This window comes from Achromobacter sp. SLBN-14 (assembly GCF_006715415.1).
In the GTDB taxonomy this organism is placed as follows: domain Bacteria; phylum Pseudomonadota; class Gammaproteobacteria; order Burkholderiales; family Burkholderiaceae_B; genus Achromobacter; species Achromobacter mucicolens.
In genome coordinates this window covers 4,271,452-4,288,374 of record NZ_VFNE01000001.1, presented here as the reverse complement: position 1 = coordinate 4,288,374, position 16,923 = coordinate 4,271,452, and the positions used below count along the sequence as shown (strand labels likewise).

13 protein-coding genes are annotated in these 16,923 nt (G+C 63.8%); 11 read left to right on the top strand and 2 right to left on the bottom strand.

The features are described from left to right. The first annotated feature begins 39 nt into the window (after window positions 1–39). From FBY20_RS19520 to FBY20_RS19470, 11 genes are all read left to right on the top strand, one after another. Window positions 40–2,199, top strand: coding sequence for a GNAT family N-acetyltransferase (locus tag FBY20_RS19520; protein WP_142054091.1), 2,160 nt, complete (start codon window positions 40–42; stop codon window positions 2,197–2,199). Between the two features lie 719 nt (window positions 2,200–2,918). After that, on the top strand, window positions 2,919–4,082 hold the full coding sequence (locus FBY20_RS19515) for a hypothetical protein (RefSeq protein ID WP_142054089.1): 1,164 nt from the start codon (window positions 2,919–2,921) through the stop codon (window positions 4,080–4,082). A 61-nt stretch (window positions 4,083–4,143) separates the two neighbouring features. Next, window positions 4,144–4,764: a hypothetical protein gene (locus tag FBY20_RS19510; protein WP_142054087.1), complete on the top strand. Its 621-nt coding sequence runs from the start codon at window positions 4,144–4,146 to the stop codon at window positions 4,762–4,764. 268 nt (window positions 4,765–5,032) lie between these two features. Then, window positions 5,033–6,451 (top strand): S41 family peptidase, encoded by a 1,419-nt coding sequence (locus FBY20_RS19505; protein ID WP_160144419.1) that lies wholly within the window; start codon window positions 5,033–5,035, stop codon window positions 6,449–6,451. A gap of 39 nt (window positions 6,452–6,490) precedes the next feature. Continuing rightward, a complete protein-coding gene (locus tag FBY20_RS19500; RefSeq protein ID WP_255452405.1) occupies window positions 6,491–7,117 on the top strand; it encodes a hypothetical protein in 627 nt (208 codons plus the stop codon). A gap of 94 nt (window positions 7,118–7,211) precedes the next feature. Beyond that, a complete protein-coding gene (locus tag FBY20_RS19495; protein ID WP_142054083.1) occupies window positions 7,212–7,718 on the top strand; it encodes a sigma-70 family RNA polymerase sigma factor in 507 nt (168 codons plus the stop codon). Further along, entirely contained in the window at window positions 7,715–8,695 is a 981-nt protein-coding gene (locus FBY20_RS19490; protein ID WP_142054081.1) for a FecR domain-containing protein, read from the top strand. The genes FBY20_RS19495 and FBY20_RS19490 overlap by 4 nt, the downstream gene beginning before the upstream one ends. Before the next feature lie 122 nt (window positions 8,696–8,817). Continuing rightward, window positions 8,818–11,295, top strand: coding sequence for a TonB-dependent receptor (locus FBY20_RS19485; RefSeq protein WP_142054079.1), 2,478 nt, complete (start codon window positions 8,818–8,820; stop codon window positions 11,293–11,295). 2 nt (window positions 11,296–11,297) lie between these two features. Then, the gene (locus FBY20_RS19480) at window positions 11,298–13,178 is read left to right on the top strand and encodes a PepSY domain-containing protein (RefSeq protein WP_142054077.1); all 1,881 of its coding nucleotides are present in this window, start codon (window positions 11,298–11,300) and stop codon (window positions 13,176–13,178) included. After that, window positions 13,175–13,528, top strand: a complete 354-nt coding sequence (locus FBY20_RS19475; protein WP_142054075.1) for a DUF3325 domain-containing protein — start codon at window positions 13,175–13,177, stop codon at window positions 13,526–13,528. Before FBY20_RS19480 ends, FBY20_RS19475 begins: the two co-directional genes overlap by 4 nt. An 83-nt stretch (window positions 13,529–13,611) precedes the next feature. Further along, complete coding sequence (locus tag FBY20_RS19470) at window positions 13,612–14,445, top strand: PhzF family phenazine biosynthesis protein (RefSeq protein WP_142054074.1); 834 nt, start codon at window positions 13,612–13,614, stop codon at window positions 14,443–14,445. Between the two features lie 17 nt (window positions 14,446–14,462). On the opposite strand, the gene FBY20_RS19465 is transcribed toward FBY20_RS19470, so the two are convergent. Together FBY20_RS19465 and FBY20_RS19460 are read right to left on the bottom strand one after the other, a co-directional pair. Beyond that, a complete protein-coding gene (locus FBY20_RS19465) occupies window positions 14,463–15,917 on the bottom strand; it encodes an amidohydrolase family protein (protein ID WP_142054072.1) in 1,455 nt (484 codons plus the stop codon). A 5-nt stretch (window positions 15,918–15,922) separates the two neighbouring features. After that, the gene (locus FBY20_RS19460) at window positions 15,923–16,909 is read right to left on the bottom strand and encodes a tripartite tricarboxylate transporter substrate binding protein (RefSeq protein WP_142054070.1); all 987 of its coding nucleotides are present in this window, start codon (window positions 16,907–16,909) and stop codon (window positions 15,923–15,925) included. Window positions 16,910–16,923: the final 14 nt, after the last annotated feature.

Here is a 16,923-nt window from a genome sequence, read left to right as displayed (position 1 = left end):
CACCTGCTGTAACATTTATAAAAATTATCAGACAAAGTTATGGCAACCAACGACGGCTTGATCAAGGTGCTAACGGAGCCAAGCTCCGCCTCGGAATTTTTGGACTCGGTGGTGCACGCTGCAGACAGCGACAGGGATGCCCTTGGTTTCTTTCCCCGCAGCGTTTATGGAGGCTTCTGCCGAAGGGGACAATTGTTCGTGGCGCGGGAATCCTGCAGTAGTGGCGAGGTCTATGCAGGTCACTTGCTGTTCGATCTTCGTTTTCCCAAGGCGCATGTGCGGCAGATTTATGTGCCCAAGACGCATCGAGGGCGGAATGTCGGACGGAAGCTGCTAGCCGCGATGAAGAGCATGCTGATCGAAGGGCAGTTCATTTCAATTCATGCCCGCGTCGCTGAAGACCTAAGAGATGCCAACATATTCTGGGAGGCACAGGGGTTTTACGCCCAACGGGTGGAGGCAGGAGGGGCCAGCCGCAATCGGATGATAGTGGTACGAGCTCATGAGCTAGACACTCCTCAACTCTTTTGTTCCAGTGGAATCAGCGCCGCTGACCCGCTCGGGTTGGATGCCGTGGGGGGAGGAGGCAAACCACTCTATTTGCTGGATCTGAACGTGTTCTTTGACCTAGGGCCTCGTCGACCCCGCCATGAACTGGCCATGAGCGTCTTTAGAGCCGAGAGAATGCAGGCCTGTTCGCTCGCCGTCAGCAGCGAGATAGAGACGGAGTTGAACCGCACCGTCCACGACGGCAAGACAGATCCAATGCTCTCTTTCGTAGGAACACTTGCGAAGTTTTCTAGGCCGCCAACTGATGAGTGGGCACGCCTAATGCCAATACTTGCCACGTTAGTGTTCCCCGAGCGCCACGCCTCGGGCTCACTATCAGACAACGACCGGTCTGATCTGATGCATCTTGCAACCGCAATTCACCACGGTCTTCCAGGTCTTATCACGAGCGACGGACGAATTTTGGATCGAGCGCCTGAGCTTAGGCAGCAGTTTGGCGTGGACGCCATATCGCCAGAGTTGTTTCAAGTGGAGCCAGTCCACACGGCGGGCACAGTAGCTCACGAGGCGCATAGTACCGACATAATTGAGGTACAAGCAGCATCAGGTGCTCATACGGCGGCCGTTCGGGGGCTGCTGACTGCCTTGGGCATCGATACAGCAACCCAAGTCAACGAGTGGGCTGCAACGGACTCAGGTAGCTCGGCTTGCCTCCGTCACGTGGTGCTTCTTAACGGCGTCGTTGCAGGCTACCTTGTATTGCCAGCAAACATTCAAGGCATTGAGATTCGCGCCTATGCCGCCGTCGACGAACACCAGAAGGATGCTTATGAAATTGCACAGTCCTTGCTGAGACACGTTCTGGGCATCGTGAGGCCCGGCGAGGTCGACCGTATACGGTTGAGCTGCCCCCCGCGTCAAGCCTCGCTTCGGGAAGTCGCCGCCACGTTTGGCTATGTAGCATCCACGTCAATATCAAACGACTTACAGAAGATCGTCGCCAAGGGTCGTTTAACTGAACGTAATTGGGCTGCCAGCCGTGACTCGCTGGCCGCTGTGGGTAAACTCGGTTTTCCCGACACGCCCCCCATGTTCCGACATATCGATCAGCAAATTTCAGTCGTCCGACCGGATAGCCAAAAGGTCTTGGTCTCTCTGTTCAAGTTGGAGTCCCTGCTGGCCCCAATGCTCTTGTGTTTGCCGGGGCGCCAAGGTGTGATGGTCCCCATTCGCAAGCAATTTGAAGAGCACCTCTTGGCGGATTCACCGCAGGACACTTTCCTTCCTCGGGGAAAGGCCCAACTAGCTCCTTTACGCCATTACCTAAGTGACAAGAAAGCAATGAAGAACTTTGCTCGGGGCGATCTGTTGTTCTTCTACGAGTCTGTGAAGAACAAAGGTGCAGGCGCGGTCATTGCAGTTGGACGTGTACTGCGAGCCTACCTTCGTGATGAGTCTGCCATGCAGGCTGGCGACTTGGCCCCTTCCGTGTTAGACAGCAGCCAACTTGCGACCATTGGGGTCTCGAAGACCAAGACCATCACTGTCTTTGACAACGTGCTGCGCTTGCCGAGACCTGTACCGCTGGCTGAACTTAGACGCATAGGATGCGGCGAAGCTCATCAACTTATCACCAGCCAACGACTGTCTTCCGAGCAGGTTCAGGCAATCCTAGACAAAGGTCTTTGATGCAACCAATCCAGCATGTGCTCATTTCACTCGACAAGCGCCATGCAACCAACATTCTCGCAGGTACTAAGCAAGTGGAGCTCAGGCGCAGAACCATGCATGTTGAGCCAGGCTCGACCATTTGGTTCTACGTAAAAAAGCCTGTTGGAGCAGTGGTTGGCTTTGCGACGGTGGGGACCACATATTCGGCCGCACCGAGCACCGTTTGGCGAAAGTATGGGCCTGTCTCGGGCCTTAGCAAGTCCGAGTTCATGAGCTACTTTGACGGGGCAGTTGTAGCGTCAGCAATGGCTCTATCTGGCTCAAAGAAATTGAAAATACCCGTCACGCTTGACGCCCTCCGGGCGGCAATGCCTGGCTTTCACCCACCGCAGTTCTACTGTCGAATCAAGACTGACTTGTTGATCAAGCTGCATCTTTCAATGGGACAGTGACATGCGGAGACATACGCTCAATGACCTCGAGTGACCGGAATGCCGTAGAAAACTGGATTTAACAGATTGGCAGCACAACCGACGGTAACGCTGCCAGCTAGACGGGGGGCGATAGAGCGCGAACGGCCGCAATGGGCCGCAAGCAGACGGCCACCAAGGTCTGCAACTGCCCAGACGCATACGGTAGGGAAAGGCAGCTCAGCGCCTTCGGTGATAGCCCCCGCCAGCGATCGGAGACAAGCGACGGTACCAACTGGATCATCACCGCCTAATCGAGAAACGCAAGTGAGCAGCAAGAAGATGTACTTTCGCCTTGCCAACACGATCCTCACGGTGCCAATTTTGGCGCTGTCTACCACGGGATCGGCTTTCGCTCTAGGCAATGACACATCGCCTGATGGTGAGCCATGGGTAACCCGGCAATTCGATTTTTCAGCACCTGCCTTAAATTTCGAAAGCACCGTTCCACGAGATGCGAACGTGCAGACCGCGCCCATGGAGCCCAATCCGCAGGACACCATCGGCAACGTGAAGGTGATTGGAAAAATCACGTCGGATATAAACAATCCGGAAATCGAAACCAGCATTTTGGGCTACAACCTCCCGGCGCCCGCCACGGCATGGCGACTCTGCACTTTCGAAGTGGAAGCACTCGGGTATGTACCGCGAATATCCAAAAGCTCGGATGACCAGACAGAAGTGGGACTTCTCGCCCAGAAAGCCGACAACGGCAAGCCAAAGAGCGCCGCTATCAGTTATTGCTTTGTCCGCGAAAAACAGGCCGTGGGCGTTTTCTTCATCGTCGACGTGAGCCGTGCCGCCAGCATGGATGCTGCGAACAACCTGGTGCATAAAGCCGATCGATACGCCACTGCGCTCATTGACAGCCTTTCATGGGCCAATGGGCGGCAATCGAGCTTCGGACGGGAAATGCAGGAGATCCCGCTTCGTATCGGCAGCGTGGAACACCGGATTAGCATCCCGAAAGGATGGGACGTTCCCATCAACGATTTTCACGGACCACTTCCCGCCGAGCTGCACATGGTCAGGCGTAAGAACGGAAAGGATGTCGGGTTGGTTTGGCTCTTTGTTCAAAACATGAAGGAGAAGCCCGACCTCGAAACAGCCGGTGCCGCGCTCGTGAAGGATTACTTCGTCAAGCAGACATCCGACGCGCGGTCGCCCGTGCTGCTGTCGAGCGAAGAGGACAATGCGTTGGCGGACCAGGGGTTTGCCGCGCGTACCTTCCGGTTTTCCGTCGAAGACAAGAAGGGCCGCGACGCGGGCGACATCGAGGCGCTCGTCGCATGGAAGCATGGCCAGCTTTCCGTGCTGACGCTGTGGTCTGCGTGGACAGCTTCCGCCGATAGGAACACCTTCTTCTCGCGGCTTCCGGGCCTGTCGGTCTACGACATCCTGCGGCAGGCCGTGCTGAAGACGCAACCGTAGAATTTGCACCGTCATTTTGATAAAAGCAAAGTTGCTGAGCACCTGAGGATCGATAGCTGCCATGTCCGAACCCTATTCCGCCTTTCTCAAACTCCAGATGTCCCGCGAGAATCTATCCAGATGGCTCGCTGCCCCTGTGCCGGCGGCATCAAGATGGTCGGATTGGCGCACCATCGGCGGGCAGTGGCATCTGTCGGAAGGCAAGGATTTGGCTGCCTCCAGCGATCAGGATTTGGGCAAGCTTATTTCGGAATGCGACGCCATGCTGGCTCGCCATTCGGACAATCGCGCGGCGCTGCGGGCCATCCTGCAATCCGCCGAGGCCGACAACATCAAGGTTGCGGCCTACGATTCTTCGGAAACGCACTTCGTTGCAGGGTCGCTGACCTATTCCGAAAATCTCTACGACCTCATCGTTTTTCTGACGGTAGCGCGTGGCGCGGCCGATTTTTTCGAGGCGGATGGTCGAGGCCTTGCGGTGGTTCACGATTACATCTGGGGCGAGGAAGGCGAACGGGAAACCGTTGCTGCGCTTGGACTGGACGGAATAGGCGGATCCGAGTTTCTGGCTTCCGATGCGTTCGGGAATGCCGCTGGCGCATTCGACGCCATGGTGGACGCGATGCTGGACGGCAAAGACGACGCCGAGTTTCACCCGCGAGATCAACTCGACCGTCTTTGAGACCAGGCCTGCGGCGACGCGCAGCAGTGGTTGTCATACTGTCTGCCTGCGCGATCCCCAGGCGCAGGCAGCCCGGACCCGACACTCGCACCGCAAATTGGCGATGTTTTCATGGCTGCTAACATCAGCGCACTCAGAAATTCGACGCGCAAGCGGCGCATTCCGCAGGATGACGAAACTTTCCTTTGCCTTTTGGGCTGAAGCGTTCCGGACCGCCCTCTGCGCGCCCTTACGATCGCCGCCTTCGAGCGGGACGGGGCCGGCGCCCGTGAAAAAGCAGGCATCGAACGCCGGGCACGGGTGCTCGCTGCGACAATCGCTTTGCGCCCTGCTGTGGGCGTGCACCATCGTGCACGCGTCTGCCGCCGCCATGACGCGCCAGGAAATCGAAGCCACGCTCGCGGCTGCCATGACTCAGGTTGTAAACCAGTACGTTGATCCCCTGGATTCACGTGTCCTTGTGGCGAACGGCCTGAGCGCGCTCAAGGCGCTGCCAGGCGCTGAAGATCCATCGCGCAAGGCCGCGATCGAACAGGCCGTCCTGACCGGGCATCGGACGGAAGGCATGTCACCGCAGATCCGCATCCTGACCGACGAGATCCTGCGTTTTGCCGACGGCACACCGCGCGAGATGGCGCTGGACGCGGCCCTGCGCGGCATGATGGCGGGTCTGGACCCCTACAGCCGCGTCGCAACGCGCGCCGAACTGGCAGCCCCGCCGGCATCCGTCGGCCTGGAGCTGTCGATCCGGGACGGTGCCCTGACCGTCGTGCGGCCCCTGCCCGGCAGCCCGGGCGAACGCGCCGGCGTCCAGGCCGGCGACATCGTGACCCACGTGGACGACCGTGCCACCGCAGGCCTGCCCTTGCCAGAAGCCGTCGCATTGCTGCGCGGCACGGCAGGCACCCGCGTCACGCTCACCCTGCTGCGGCCGAGTTCGGTCAGCGCGATCACGGCGCAGCCCGTGCGCGGACCCGTACAGGCGCCTCCCACGGTACGTTGGGACCTGGATGGCGCGCTTGCGGTGATCCGGATCTCCGCTTTCGACAGCCGAACGGGCCGCCAGTTGAAAGATGCGCTCGACGCAGCGTCCGCGCATGCCAAAGCGCCGCTGACGGGACTGGTGCTGGACCTGCGCGGCAACGCCGGCGGGCTGCTCGACGCAGCCGAACAAGTCGCCGGCATGGTGTTGCCCGAAGGATCCGGGATCGGCAGCTTGCGCGGTCGCACGCCTGATAATGCGCGCACCTTGCGCGCCCGCGCCCCCCTCGTGCCGCAGGGGGTTCCGGTAGTGGTGCTCGTCGATCACCGCACGGGCGCCGGCGCGGAGATCGTGGCGGCCGCGCTGCAGGACCACGGCCGTGCCTTGCTGATCGGCACGGCAACCCTGGGCGCGGGCACGATCCAGACCGTGCGGTCCCTGCCCGGTAACCAGGGCGCGTTGGTGATCACCACCGCCCGCGTCCACCGCGCCGATGGCGCGCGGTTGGACTCGGTGGGGGTGGCGCCGGACATGCTTCTGGACAAGACCGGCCGGCGGGTCACACTGCGCACCGACATCGCGGCCGATTTCAACAGCGCTTTGGCGCAACGGGTGCGCGCGGCGGTAGCCTCCGCGCCTGATGGTGCCGACACGGCGTTGCTGGCGGCGCTGACGGCCCTGGCGGCAGCCACGACCGGCGATTGAGGCTGGCGTCGCCTCGACAAAGATTCAAGGAGCGATTCAATGAATACCGGCCAGATTCCATCAGACTATGTGCCGCTTTCGGTAGCGGGACTGCCCACGCTCTATGGGCCGAAAGGCGCGTGGTGCGTCTGGATCACCGCGTTGCCACTGCCCGCAACGTCGCGATTGCGCGGCGCCGATGCCCTTCCCGCTTCAAAGGGCTACGCGCGCGACGACGCGATCGCACAAGCCGGGGAGGTCATCGCTTTGTTTGAAAATGACGATGGCTCCGGCGAAGCGCCGGCGTCAACGATGATCGAGGCGGCGCGCTGGCTGCTGGACCATGACGAGGCGTTCTACCAGGCGGTGATGAAGGCGATGCTGGCGGATCTGCCGCGCCTGCGCGCCGAGCAGGATGGCATCGTTCTGGACGATGACGCCTTCCGCCTGCCGCAGCACTGGGATGGCCAAGCCTTGCGGAAACTGATCCGTCTGCACAGCATCACGCTCCATCCTGTCGCAGGCGGGCCTTATATCGGCCTGGACTTCCGCTGCGCCTGGGAGGAGGAACACGGTTACGGATTGATGATGGCCGGCACCACCGTCATCGAGTCTGGAGGGGCCGACGTCGGCACCTTGTCATGGATTGCGGCGCGGCACGCAAAGTCCCGGGGCTCGGAACCATAGCGCCGCGGGGCGCGGTTCACCCGCCCTTCCCGCCTTGCCTGCGCCTCGGCAGTTCTCTACAATAAATAATAATTATCATTTGCAAACGTATGCGATGTCCCCTACCAAGCAGGCCCAAGTCGAGACGCTCTATGCGGACCACCACGGATGGCTGCGGGGCTGGATACGCAAGCAACTAGGTAATTCCTCCGACGCCGCCGACCTGGCTCACGACGTTTTCCTGCGCTTGCTGGGCCGGCCGGCGGTGATCGAGACGCGCGAGCCGCGCGCCTATCTCAGTACGATCGCGCGCGGGCTGCTGGTGGACCACTGGCGCCGCCGCGAGCTCGAGCGGACCTGGCTCGCGGTGCTGGCGCGCACGCCCGAAGAACTGGCGCCGTCGCCCGAGAACCGGATGCTGGTGCTTGAGGCGCTCATCAAGATCGATCAAATGCTGGACTCCCTTAAGCCGAAGGTGCGCCAGGCCTTTTTGTGGGCGCAACTGGAGGGCATGCGCTGCCCACAGATCGCCGAACGTCTGGGCGTGTCCCTTGCCACCGCCGAGCGCTACGTGGCGGCGGGCTTGCGCCAATGCTATGCCTACCGGTTTGGTGACGCGTGAGCGAGGCTGCCGCGATTCCTGCCGCCGTGGTCGATGAGGCCATCGCCTGGTCGGTCAAGCTGAACTTCGGCTCACCGGATCCTGACACCTGTGCCGCCTTCGAGCGCTGGCGCCGCGCGGCGCCCCTGCATGAACGGGCCTGGTTGCGCATGCAGGCGCTGAATGCCGATTTCACCGCAGTGCCGCAGGGGCTGGCGCTGGACACGCTCATCGCCATGGGAACGGCGCACGACGCGCGGCGGCAGCAGCGCCGTGCCCTGGTCAAGGGCATGCTGCTGCTGGGCGGGCTGACGGGCACGGGCTGGGCCGTGCGCGAGCACACCCCATGGCAGCGCATGCTGGCGGACGTGAGCACCGGCGTGGGCGTGCGCGACCGCCTGACACTGGAGGACGGCACCATCCTCGCGCTGAACACCGACAGCGCGGTGAGTGTCCGGATGGAAGGCGACAACCGCGTGCTCGTGCTCTATCGCGGCGAGATCTCGATCCAGACCGGCGCCGATGCGTTGTCACCCATCAAGCGGCCGTTCCGCGTGCAGACGCCGTACGGCGCGGTCCAGGCGCTGGGCACACGATTCGTGGTGCGACTGGACGACGATTGCGCCCGGGTCAGCGTGCAGCAGCATGCGGTTGCGCTGCGGCCCGCCGACGGCGCCGCCCCGGTGATCGCCGAGACAGGCCAGACCGCCCAGCTGGACCGCCTGGGCGCACGGCTGACGAGCAAGCCTGCCATGGTGGCCGATGCCTGGCTGGACGGCGCGATCGAGGGCACGGACATGAGGCTGGCGGACCTGCTGGCCGAATTGTCGCGATACCGCCATGGCCGCATCAGTTGCGCGCCGGAGGTCGCCGATCTGCGCGTATCGGGCACCTATCATGTGAACGACACCGATCGGACGCTTGCGTTCCTGGCCCAGACATTGCCGATCCGGCTGCGCTACAGGACCCGCTACTGGGTTGCCGTCGGGCCCGCGTGAAGCCCTTGCCCGCCCGGTTTTTCGGCTGCCACGATTTTTTTTCATGAAAAGTGAGGGGATTTGCGTTTTCGACCGGCCTACAGGGAAAGACATCTTTCAACCTGGCCTATCAAGATTTCGCAATGACCCTCGCTCGTACCTCCAGGACGGCGCGCCTGACGCCCGTCCCGACCGTGTTGTCCACCGTTCTTTCCGGCCTGCTATGCGCCGCCGCCCTAGGCTTCATTGCCCCCGCTGTCCAGGCGCAGGCCGGTGTTGCCGCGCAGGAAACGGAATACACCTTCGCCATCGACGCCGGGCCGCTGGAGCCGGCGCTGAACCAGTTTGCCCGCGCCGCCGGCGTGAATGTGTCGTTCGATGCCGCGCAGGTGAGCGGGCTGCGAACCGAGGGTCTGCAAGGACGCTGGAGCGCCGGGCGCGGCTTGAGCGCATTGCTGTCCCGTACCGGATTCGAGGGGGTCAGGCTTTCCAGCGGTGGCTATGCCGTGCGGCGCCTGCCCGGCGGCGGCGCTGCCATGCTCGAACCGGTCACCGTGACGGGGCAGGAGTACCGCCTCATGACCGAAGGCACCGGCTCCTACACCACGTCGGCGGCCACCATCGGCAAGGGAGAACAGCAGCTGCGCGACATTCCGCAGTCGGTCAGCGTGGTGACCCGCCAACGCCTGGACGAGCAAAACCTGACCTCGGTGTATGACGCGCTGGAAAACACCACTGGCGTGACCTTGCAACAGAGCCCGCAGGGCGGCAAATACATCTATTCCCGCGGCTTTAACAACAGCGTGATCCAGTACGACGGCGTGCCGCTGGAACGCAGCATGTATGGCCGAGCCAGCAACTACTCGGGCGGCACCGCGTTTTATGACCGCGTCGAAGTGCTGCGCGGCGCGGCCGGCCTGCTGCAAGGTTCCGGTTCGCCTGGCGGCGCGGTGAACCTGGTGCGCAAGCGGCCGTTGCAGGAAGACCGTTTCATGGTCGAGACCCAGGCCGGAAGCTGGGACCGCTACGGCATGCAGCTCGACGGCAGCGCGTTGCTGAACGAAGACGGCAGCCTGCGTGGCCGCGCCCTGATCGACCGCCAGGACGAACACTCATTCGTGGACCGGGTGAACCTGAAGAACACCACCGTCTACGCCACGGTCGAATACGACTTCTCGCCGCGCACGCAGGTGAATCTGGGCTACAGCTACGAAGACCTGCGAGGCCGCCCTTCGATGTCGGGCCTGCCGCGCTACAGCAACGGTGAAGAGGTCGGTTTCAAGCGGTCCACCAGCTTCGGCGCAAACTGGAACCGCCAGGAGACCTCGAACCAGGGCTTCTACGCCGACTTCACGCATGCGTTCAATGACGACTGGCGCTTCAAGATGACCGGCGCCTACGTGCAGGAAAGTCAGTATCTGAAATACACCGCGTCGAGCCGGGCGGTGAACCCCGTAACGCAGATGGCGACAGTCAGCGTGGCCAGGACGGTGGCCGACATCGACACCTCGGGCGTGGACGCGAATCTGACCGGCAAGTTCCGTGCGTTCGGCCGCACCCACGAGGTGGTGGTGGGCGCCAACTACGGACACACCAAGATCGACACGTCCTACGCCTACCTGGTCAACTACGCGACCTTCAACGCGTTCAACTTCAATCCGGACCTGCCCGAGCCCACCACGGCCGAGATACGCGCAGGCACTGACGAGGCGCGCATCGGCTCAAACCGCGAACTGGGCTTTTACGGCACCACGCGCCTGCAACTGGCCGATCCCCTGAAGCTGGTGCTGGGCGGCCGCTTCAGCCGTTCCAACCGGGTCTGGACGACCGACACGACGACCGCCGGCGAGCTCGTCAACGGTCAGACCAAGCAGGCCAACACCCACTTCACGCCTTATGCCGGCCTGATGCTGGACCTGTCGCCGCAATGGACGACGTATGTGAGCTACACCGACATCTTCCAGCCGCAAAGCGAGGTGAACGCCGCGGGTGAGTCGCTAAAGCCGATCGTTGGAGAAAGCTACGAACTGGGCTTGAAGGGCGAGTTGCTGGACGGCCGCGTCAATGCCGCGTTCGCGCTCTTTCGGATCAACCAGAACAACCGCGCCCAGGTCGATTTCAACACCAGCCCGACCTGCGCTGCCGGCTATTTTTGCTACACCGATGCGGGCAAGGTGCGCAGCCAGGGCTTTGACGCGGAGATCAGCGGCGAGCTGACCCCTGGCTGGAACCTCTTTGCCGGCTACACCTTCAACACGACCAAGTACCTGAAGGACCAGGACAGCGAAGGCCAGGCGTTCGCGTGGTACACGCCCAAGCACATCTTCCGGCTCTGGACCACGTATCAATTGCCTGGCGACTTGAACGCCTTCACGGTGGGCGGCGGCGTCAATGTGCAGAGCGGGCAGTCGCGCCAGATCGGCGCCACCACCGTGCACGCCAGCGGACGCGCGGTGTGGAGCGCCTACGCGAAGTATCAGATCAACCGCAATTGGGCCGCCACGGTCAACCTCAACAACATCTTCGACAAGACGTACTACAGCGCCGTCGGCAACCTGGTCAACGGCGTGCATTACGGCGATCCCCGCAATGCCATGCTGACGCTGCGGGGCACGTTCTGACAATGAAGACCGGTCTGCGCCAGCGCATGAGCTGGCTGCACACCTGGTGCGGACTGGTGTGCGCGTGGCTGCTGTGCCTGATCTTCCTGGCGGGCACCATCAGCGTGTTCCGGGAGCCGATTACGCGCTGGATGACGGCCGAACCCGCCTTGCCGCCCGCGACGCACGTGCTGCCGCAGGAGGCGGTGCTGGCGGCGGCCTCGCGCTTTCTGGCTGACCAGGAAGGCGACGCGCGTTTCTGGCGCATCGAGCTGCCCGAAGCGGCGGCGCAGGCGATGCGGCTGGTGTGGCGCACCAACGCGGGCGTCACGCACGAGGCCGCGATGGATCCGCGTGACGGCTCCCTGCTGCCCCAGCCTTGGGGACGCAAGAGCGAAGGCGGTCGCCATTTCATGACGCTGCACTACAGCCTGCATGCCGGCACGTTCGGCTTCTGGCTGGTGGGCTGGCTGACGATAGGTATGCTGGTAGCGCTGCTGTCGGGCATCGTTGTTCACAAGCGCATCTTCAAGGATTTCTTCACCTTTCGTCCGGGGCGCGGCCAGCGCGCCTGGCTTGACGGCCACAACGCATCGGCCGTACTCACGCTGCCGTTCCAGCTGATGATCGCCTATACCGGGCTGGCAATCTTCTACACCAGCTACATGCCAGGCCCGCTCCGCGCGGTCTATGGCGAGCAAGGGGCGGCGCGCTGGCAGGCAGAGCTTGCCCAGCGGGCCCCGCAAGCCGGGGCCGCCACGTTGCCCTCACGCCCTCAGCTGGACGGCGGCCTGCCGGCGCGCCAGCAATTGGGTGCCCTGCTGCAAGCGGCCCAGACGGCACTGGCAAGCCCAGCCCGCATGATCATGGTGGAGCGTCCGGGTCAGCCGCGGGAGCGCATCAGCGTGTATGGCCGGCCGGATTCCGCGGCCACGATACGCGATCTCACCAGCCCTGCGGGACGCGCCGTGTTCGACGGCGCCAGCGGCGCGTTCTCCGCCCTGCATCCCGCCGCTGGCCGGCAAGCGGGCGACGCCGCACATGAAGTGATGGAGCGCCTGCATGTGGCCTCGTATGGAGGCTGGACGATCAAGTGGCTGTACTTCGTCTGCGGACTGGCGGGCACGCTGATGATGGCGACGGGAGCGGTCCTCTACACCATCAAGCGGCGCAACAAGGGCCAAAGCGAATTCGGCGCCGCCACGCCAGCGTTCTACCGCATTGCCGAAGCACTCAACGTGGCGGCGATTGCGGGAGCCAGTCTGGCCTGCATCGCCTACTTCCACGCCAACCGCCTGCTCCCGGCAGCGCTGCCCGGCCGCGACGCCTGGGAGATCAGGGGCTTTTTCCTGGTTTGGCTGTTGAGCCTGGCGCATGCCTGCGTGCGGCCGGTGCGGCGCGCCTGGGTCGAGCAGGTTGCCTGCACCGCGCTGCTGTGCCTCTTGCTGCCCGTGACCAACGTGCTGACCACCGGGGAACATGCGCTGGCCTATGTGCGTCGCGGCAATTGGCAGGCGGCAATGGTGGAGTCCACCATCGTGGTGCTTGGCGGCCTGTTCACCCTGCTGGCGTGGCGCCTGCGGGCGGGGAACTGGACCTCCCCCCGGCAGGCGCGCGTGACGGCCGCGCCGCGCGGCCATCGCTGGCGTGTGCTGGCGCGCGTGCTCTGCGCGGTGTTTGGCGGCTACACGCTGGCGACGGTGAGCGCGATCGTCCTGGCTCAAATCCTGCCGCTGGGCGGCCTTGTCAGCCCCGCGATCGGGGTGGTCGTGGCCAGCCTGCTGAGCTTTCTGATCTACACGGTGGCGGCGCTGTGGGTGTTCGCGGCGCAGGATGCGTGGCGTTGGCTGCTGACCGGCATTGCCGTGCTGGCAGCGCTGGCTTGGGCGATGGGGATTGCATGAGCACCACGATCGCAGCCCTGGCCGCGCTGGCGCTGGCCTTTGCCACCTTTGCCTGCCTGGCGCTGGCAATGGACCGGCATCATGAACAGGCAACCGGTCACGAAACCATAACCTTCGGGATCACGTGCGGCTTGCGTCTGAGCGCCGCGCTGCTGGCGCTTGCCGCGATGGCCGCCTGCCTGCAGGCCTGGGGCATCGCGGTGGCGGCGCTGGTCTGGCTGGGCATGCTGTCGTGCGGCGCGATCCTGACCACCCTCACGCTCAGCTATGCGCCACGGCGGCTCCGGACGCTGGCCGCGATGGCGGCCATTCTGGGCTTGGGCTTGGGCTTGTGCCTGGCCTGCGCCTGAAACCGCCCGGCGGAACATCGACACATTGCCTTATTCTTACCCCCCATACCCAATAGCCACCTCAGGACAAAAGAGAAATCCTTATGCACATTAACCGGATCGCTGCATTCACCAGCCACGGTCAAGGCGGAAACCCCGCCGGCGTCGTTCTTGCGGATCAACTGCCCTCGCCCGAGGAAATGCAAAGGGTGGCGGCCGAGGTCGGCTATTCGGAAACGGTCTTCTCCTGTCCAAACGGCGATGGCTCGTGGCGCACCCGGTACTACTCGCCCGAAGCCGAAGTCGCCTTTTGCGGGCATGCGACCATCGCGCTAGGCGCGGTGCTCGGTCAGACCTTTGGGCCGGCCCGGTATCCGCTGGCCCTGGCAAACGCCCAAATTGAAGTGTCGGCTGGAATCCAGGATGGCGAATGGGTAAGCGTGCTGCGCTCGCCGCCGACGCGCAGCGCACTCGCCAGCCCAGGGTTGTTGACCGAGGCGCTCGAACTCTTCGGCTACGCCATGGACGACCTGGATCCCACGCTCGCGCCCTGCATGGCCAACGCGGGGATCGACCACTTGATTGTCCCGCTCATTTCACGCGCCGCGCTGGCGCGCATGAATTACGACCTCGACCAAGGACGCCGCTTCATGCAAACCCACCGCATCGGAACCATCGCGTTCGTGTTCAGCGAGACCGATACCCTGTTCCACGCGCGCAACGCGTTCGCCATTGGCGGCGTCCTGGAAGACCCGGCAACCGGCGCGGCCGCCGCGGCCTTTGCCGGCATGCTGCGCGACCTGGGCCGCAAAGCGCATGGCGAAATCGTCATCCTGCAAGGCGAGGACATGGGCATGCCCTGCCGAATCGAAGTGGAATTCACCGGGGAGCCGGGATCCCCGGTGAATGTGCGCGGCAAGTCCTCTGTCATCGGCTAGGCGCGCGGGCCGTTCCGTCACGCCTTCGGTCGTATGACACTGCCAGCATGTGTGCCCGTGCTGGCGCCAAAGCTCCACGCCAAGCGCCCGTTGACCAATACGTGATCGATACCCTGCGCCTGGCGGGTGGGCGCGTCCCAGGTGGCGGTGTCCGCAATGGCATCCGCGTCGAAGACCACGATGTCGGCCGCGAAACCCTCGGCGATGCGCCCTCGCGCGGGAAGCCGGAAATACGCGGCCGGCTTGCCGGTCATCTTTTGCACCGCCTGTTCCAGCGTGAACAGCCCGACGTCGCGGCAATAGTGGCCCAGCACCCGCGGAAAAGTGCCCCACAGACGCGGGTGCGGCGCGGGATCGTGAGGCATGCCGTCCGAACCGATCATCGTGCCCGGGTACGCAAGAATCCGTTCGACGTCGGCCTCGTCCATGATGAAGTAGATGGCGCCCGCCGGCTGCAGCGCATCCACTGCATCTTCCGGACTCAGCCCCATGTCGCGGGCAATATCGTCCAGATCCCGCCCCGCGTACTGCGGATACGGGACGGACTTGGTCACGATGACCCGGCTGGATACCGCCAGGCGGTCCTTGCGCAGGATCGTGGATCCGGCCACGTAGGGATAGCAATCCAGCGCCACCTCCTGGCGCTGGCTGGCCTGGCCGATGTGCGCCAGCGTCTGCACCGAACGCCCATGGTTGCGTGGTCCGATCAGCTTGTGGTGCGAGATCAGCACGGGCGCGCCGCCCGCCGCCCCCACCGCAAACGCTTCATCCAGCGCCGCGAAGATGCGATCGCCTTCATCGCGGATATGGCTGGCGTACAGCCCCCCATACTCGCGCAGCACGCTGGCCACCGCCATCAGTTCATCCAGCGTCGCCGGCATGGCGGCCGGATACGCGGTGCCGGTGGACAGCCCGATGGCGCCGCTCTGCATGGCCTCGTGCAATAGCGCCTGCATGTACTCGATCTCGGCGGCGGTTGCCGGCCGGTCCAGGTCGTCCATCGCGGCGGCGCGCAGCGAGGTGTGTCCCACCAGGCAGGCCGCGTTCACGGCGGGCGGGTGGCGATCCAGGTTTTCCAGATAGGCGCGGAACGTCTCGTACGGAAAATCGCCGGCGTCGTTGCCCAGCAGATTGACAGGCGCAGGCACCTCGCTGCGCCAGCCCGAACGCCACGGCGCCTGGCTGATGCCGCAGTTGCCGGTCACCACCGTGGTGACGCCCTGGCTCAGCTTGGCGGGCATGCCGGGATCGATCGACAGGTAGCGGTCGTCGTGGGTGTGCGTATCGATGAAGCCGGGCGACACGATGCGGCCGTCCGCCGCCAGCACCTGGTCGGCCACGGCGCCCGCCAGGTCGCCGATGGCCGCAATGCGGCCGTCGCGCACGCCCACGTCGGCCCGGACGCGGTCGGCGCCCGTCCCGTCGATCACCGTGCCTCCACGGATCAGCAGATCGTAGCGTTCGTGATTCATAAGGCTCAGTCGATCTTGACGTTGGCTTGCTTGATCACCTGCGCCCAGACTGGACGCTCGGCGTGTGCGCGGTCAAACAGCTGCTGGCGCGGGCCGATGTTCGGCACATAGGACAGCGTCTTGAGCTTTTCCTGAACGTCAGGCGACTGCAGCGCCTTATTGATTGCGCCGTTCAGGTAGTCCAGCACCTTGGGGTCGGTGCCGGCGGGCGCGACATAGCCCGTCCAGGCCACGGCGCGATAGCCCTTCAACCCCTGCTCGTCCAGCGTCGCCAGATTGGGCATGGACGGATCGCGCTGCAGGTCGGTCACGGCAAGCGGCACGACCTTGCCCTGGTCCACGAACGCGGCGATGGACGAAATATTGTCGAACACCAGGTCGGCTTCGCCGCGCAGCACGGCCAGGTCCGCCTCAACGCCGCCCTTGTAAGGCACGTGCATGAACTCCACGCCCGCCATCGCGCCGAACATCGCCGCGCTCAGATGGCCCGTCGTGCCGTTGCCGCCCGACGACACCACCAGCTTGCCCGGTTCCTTCTTGGCCAGGGCGATCAGCTCGGCGACGCTTTTGACGTTCAGGCCCGGACGCACGGCCAGCAGGTTCTGCACGGAACCGGTCAGCGCGACCGGCGCCAATTGCTTGTCGGCGTCGTACTGCAGCTTCGCGTACAGGCTTTGGTTGATCGCCAGCGTGGCCACATTGGCAAAGCCGATGGTGTAGCCGTCGGGCGCGGCATTGGCCACCGCCTGCGTGCCGATGATGCCGGATGCGCCGGTGCGGTTCTGCACGACGAAGTTGCCGCCGGTCTGCTTGGCCATTTCGGCGGCCAGCAGGCGCGATACAAGGTCGGGCGTGGTGCCGGTATTGAACGGCACCACGATCGTCACGGGATGCTCGGGATAGGCGGCCTGGGCGGCGGACACCGCGGTCAGGCTCATCACTGCGCTCGCGGCCGCGAGCCAGCGCTTGGCGCTGCTTTGGAACGTGGACATGGTTTTCTTCCTTG

Bases quoted from the DNA above. Each gene is read 5' to 3' on its own strand.
- FBY20_RS19495 (WP_142054083.1), top strand. From the start codon at position 7,212: ATGTCCCCTACCAAGCAGGCCCAAGTCGAGACGCTCTATGCGGACCAC.
- FBY20_RS19470 (WP_142054074.1), top strand. From the start codon at position 13,612: ATGCACATTAACCGGATCGCTGCATTCACCAGCCACGGTCAAGGCGGA.
- FBY20_RS19460 (WP_142054070.1), bottom strand. From the start codon at position 16,909: ATGTCCACGTTCCAAAGCAGCGCCAAGCGCTGGCTCGCGGCCGCGAGC.
- FBY20_RS19510 (WP_142054087.1), top strand. From the start codon at position 4,144: ATGTCCGAACCCTATTCCGCCTTTCTCAAACTCCAGATGTCCCGCGAG.
- FBY20_RS19500 (WP_255452405.1), top strand. From the start codon at position 6,491: ATGAATACCGGCCAGATTCCATCAGACTATGTGCCGCTTTCGGTAGCG.
- FBY20_RS19480 (WP_142054077.1), top strand. From the start codon at position 11,298: ATGAAGACCGGTCTGCGCCAGCGCATGAGCTGGCTGCACACCTGGTGC.
- FBY20_RS19475 (WP_142054075.1), top strand. From the start codon at position 13,175: ATGAGCACCACGATCGCAGCCCTGGCCGCGCTGGCGCTGGCCTTTGCC.
- FBY20_RS19520 (WP_142054091.1), top strand. From the start codon at position 40: ATGGCAACCAACGACGGCTTGATCAAGGTGCTAACGGAGCCAAGCTCC.
- FBY20_RS19485 (WP_142054079.1), top strand. From the start codon at position 8,818: ATGACCCTCGCTCGTACCTCCAGGACGGCGCGCCTGACGCCCGTCCCG.
- FBY20_RS19465 (WP_142054072.1), bottom strand. From the start codon at position 15,917: ATGAATCACGAACGCTACGATCTGCTGATCCGTGGAGGCACGGTGATC.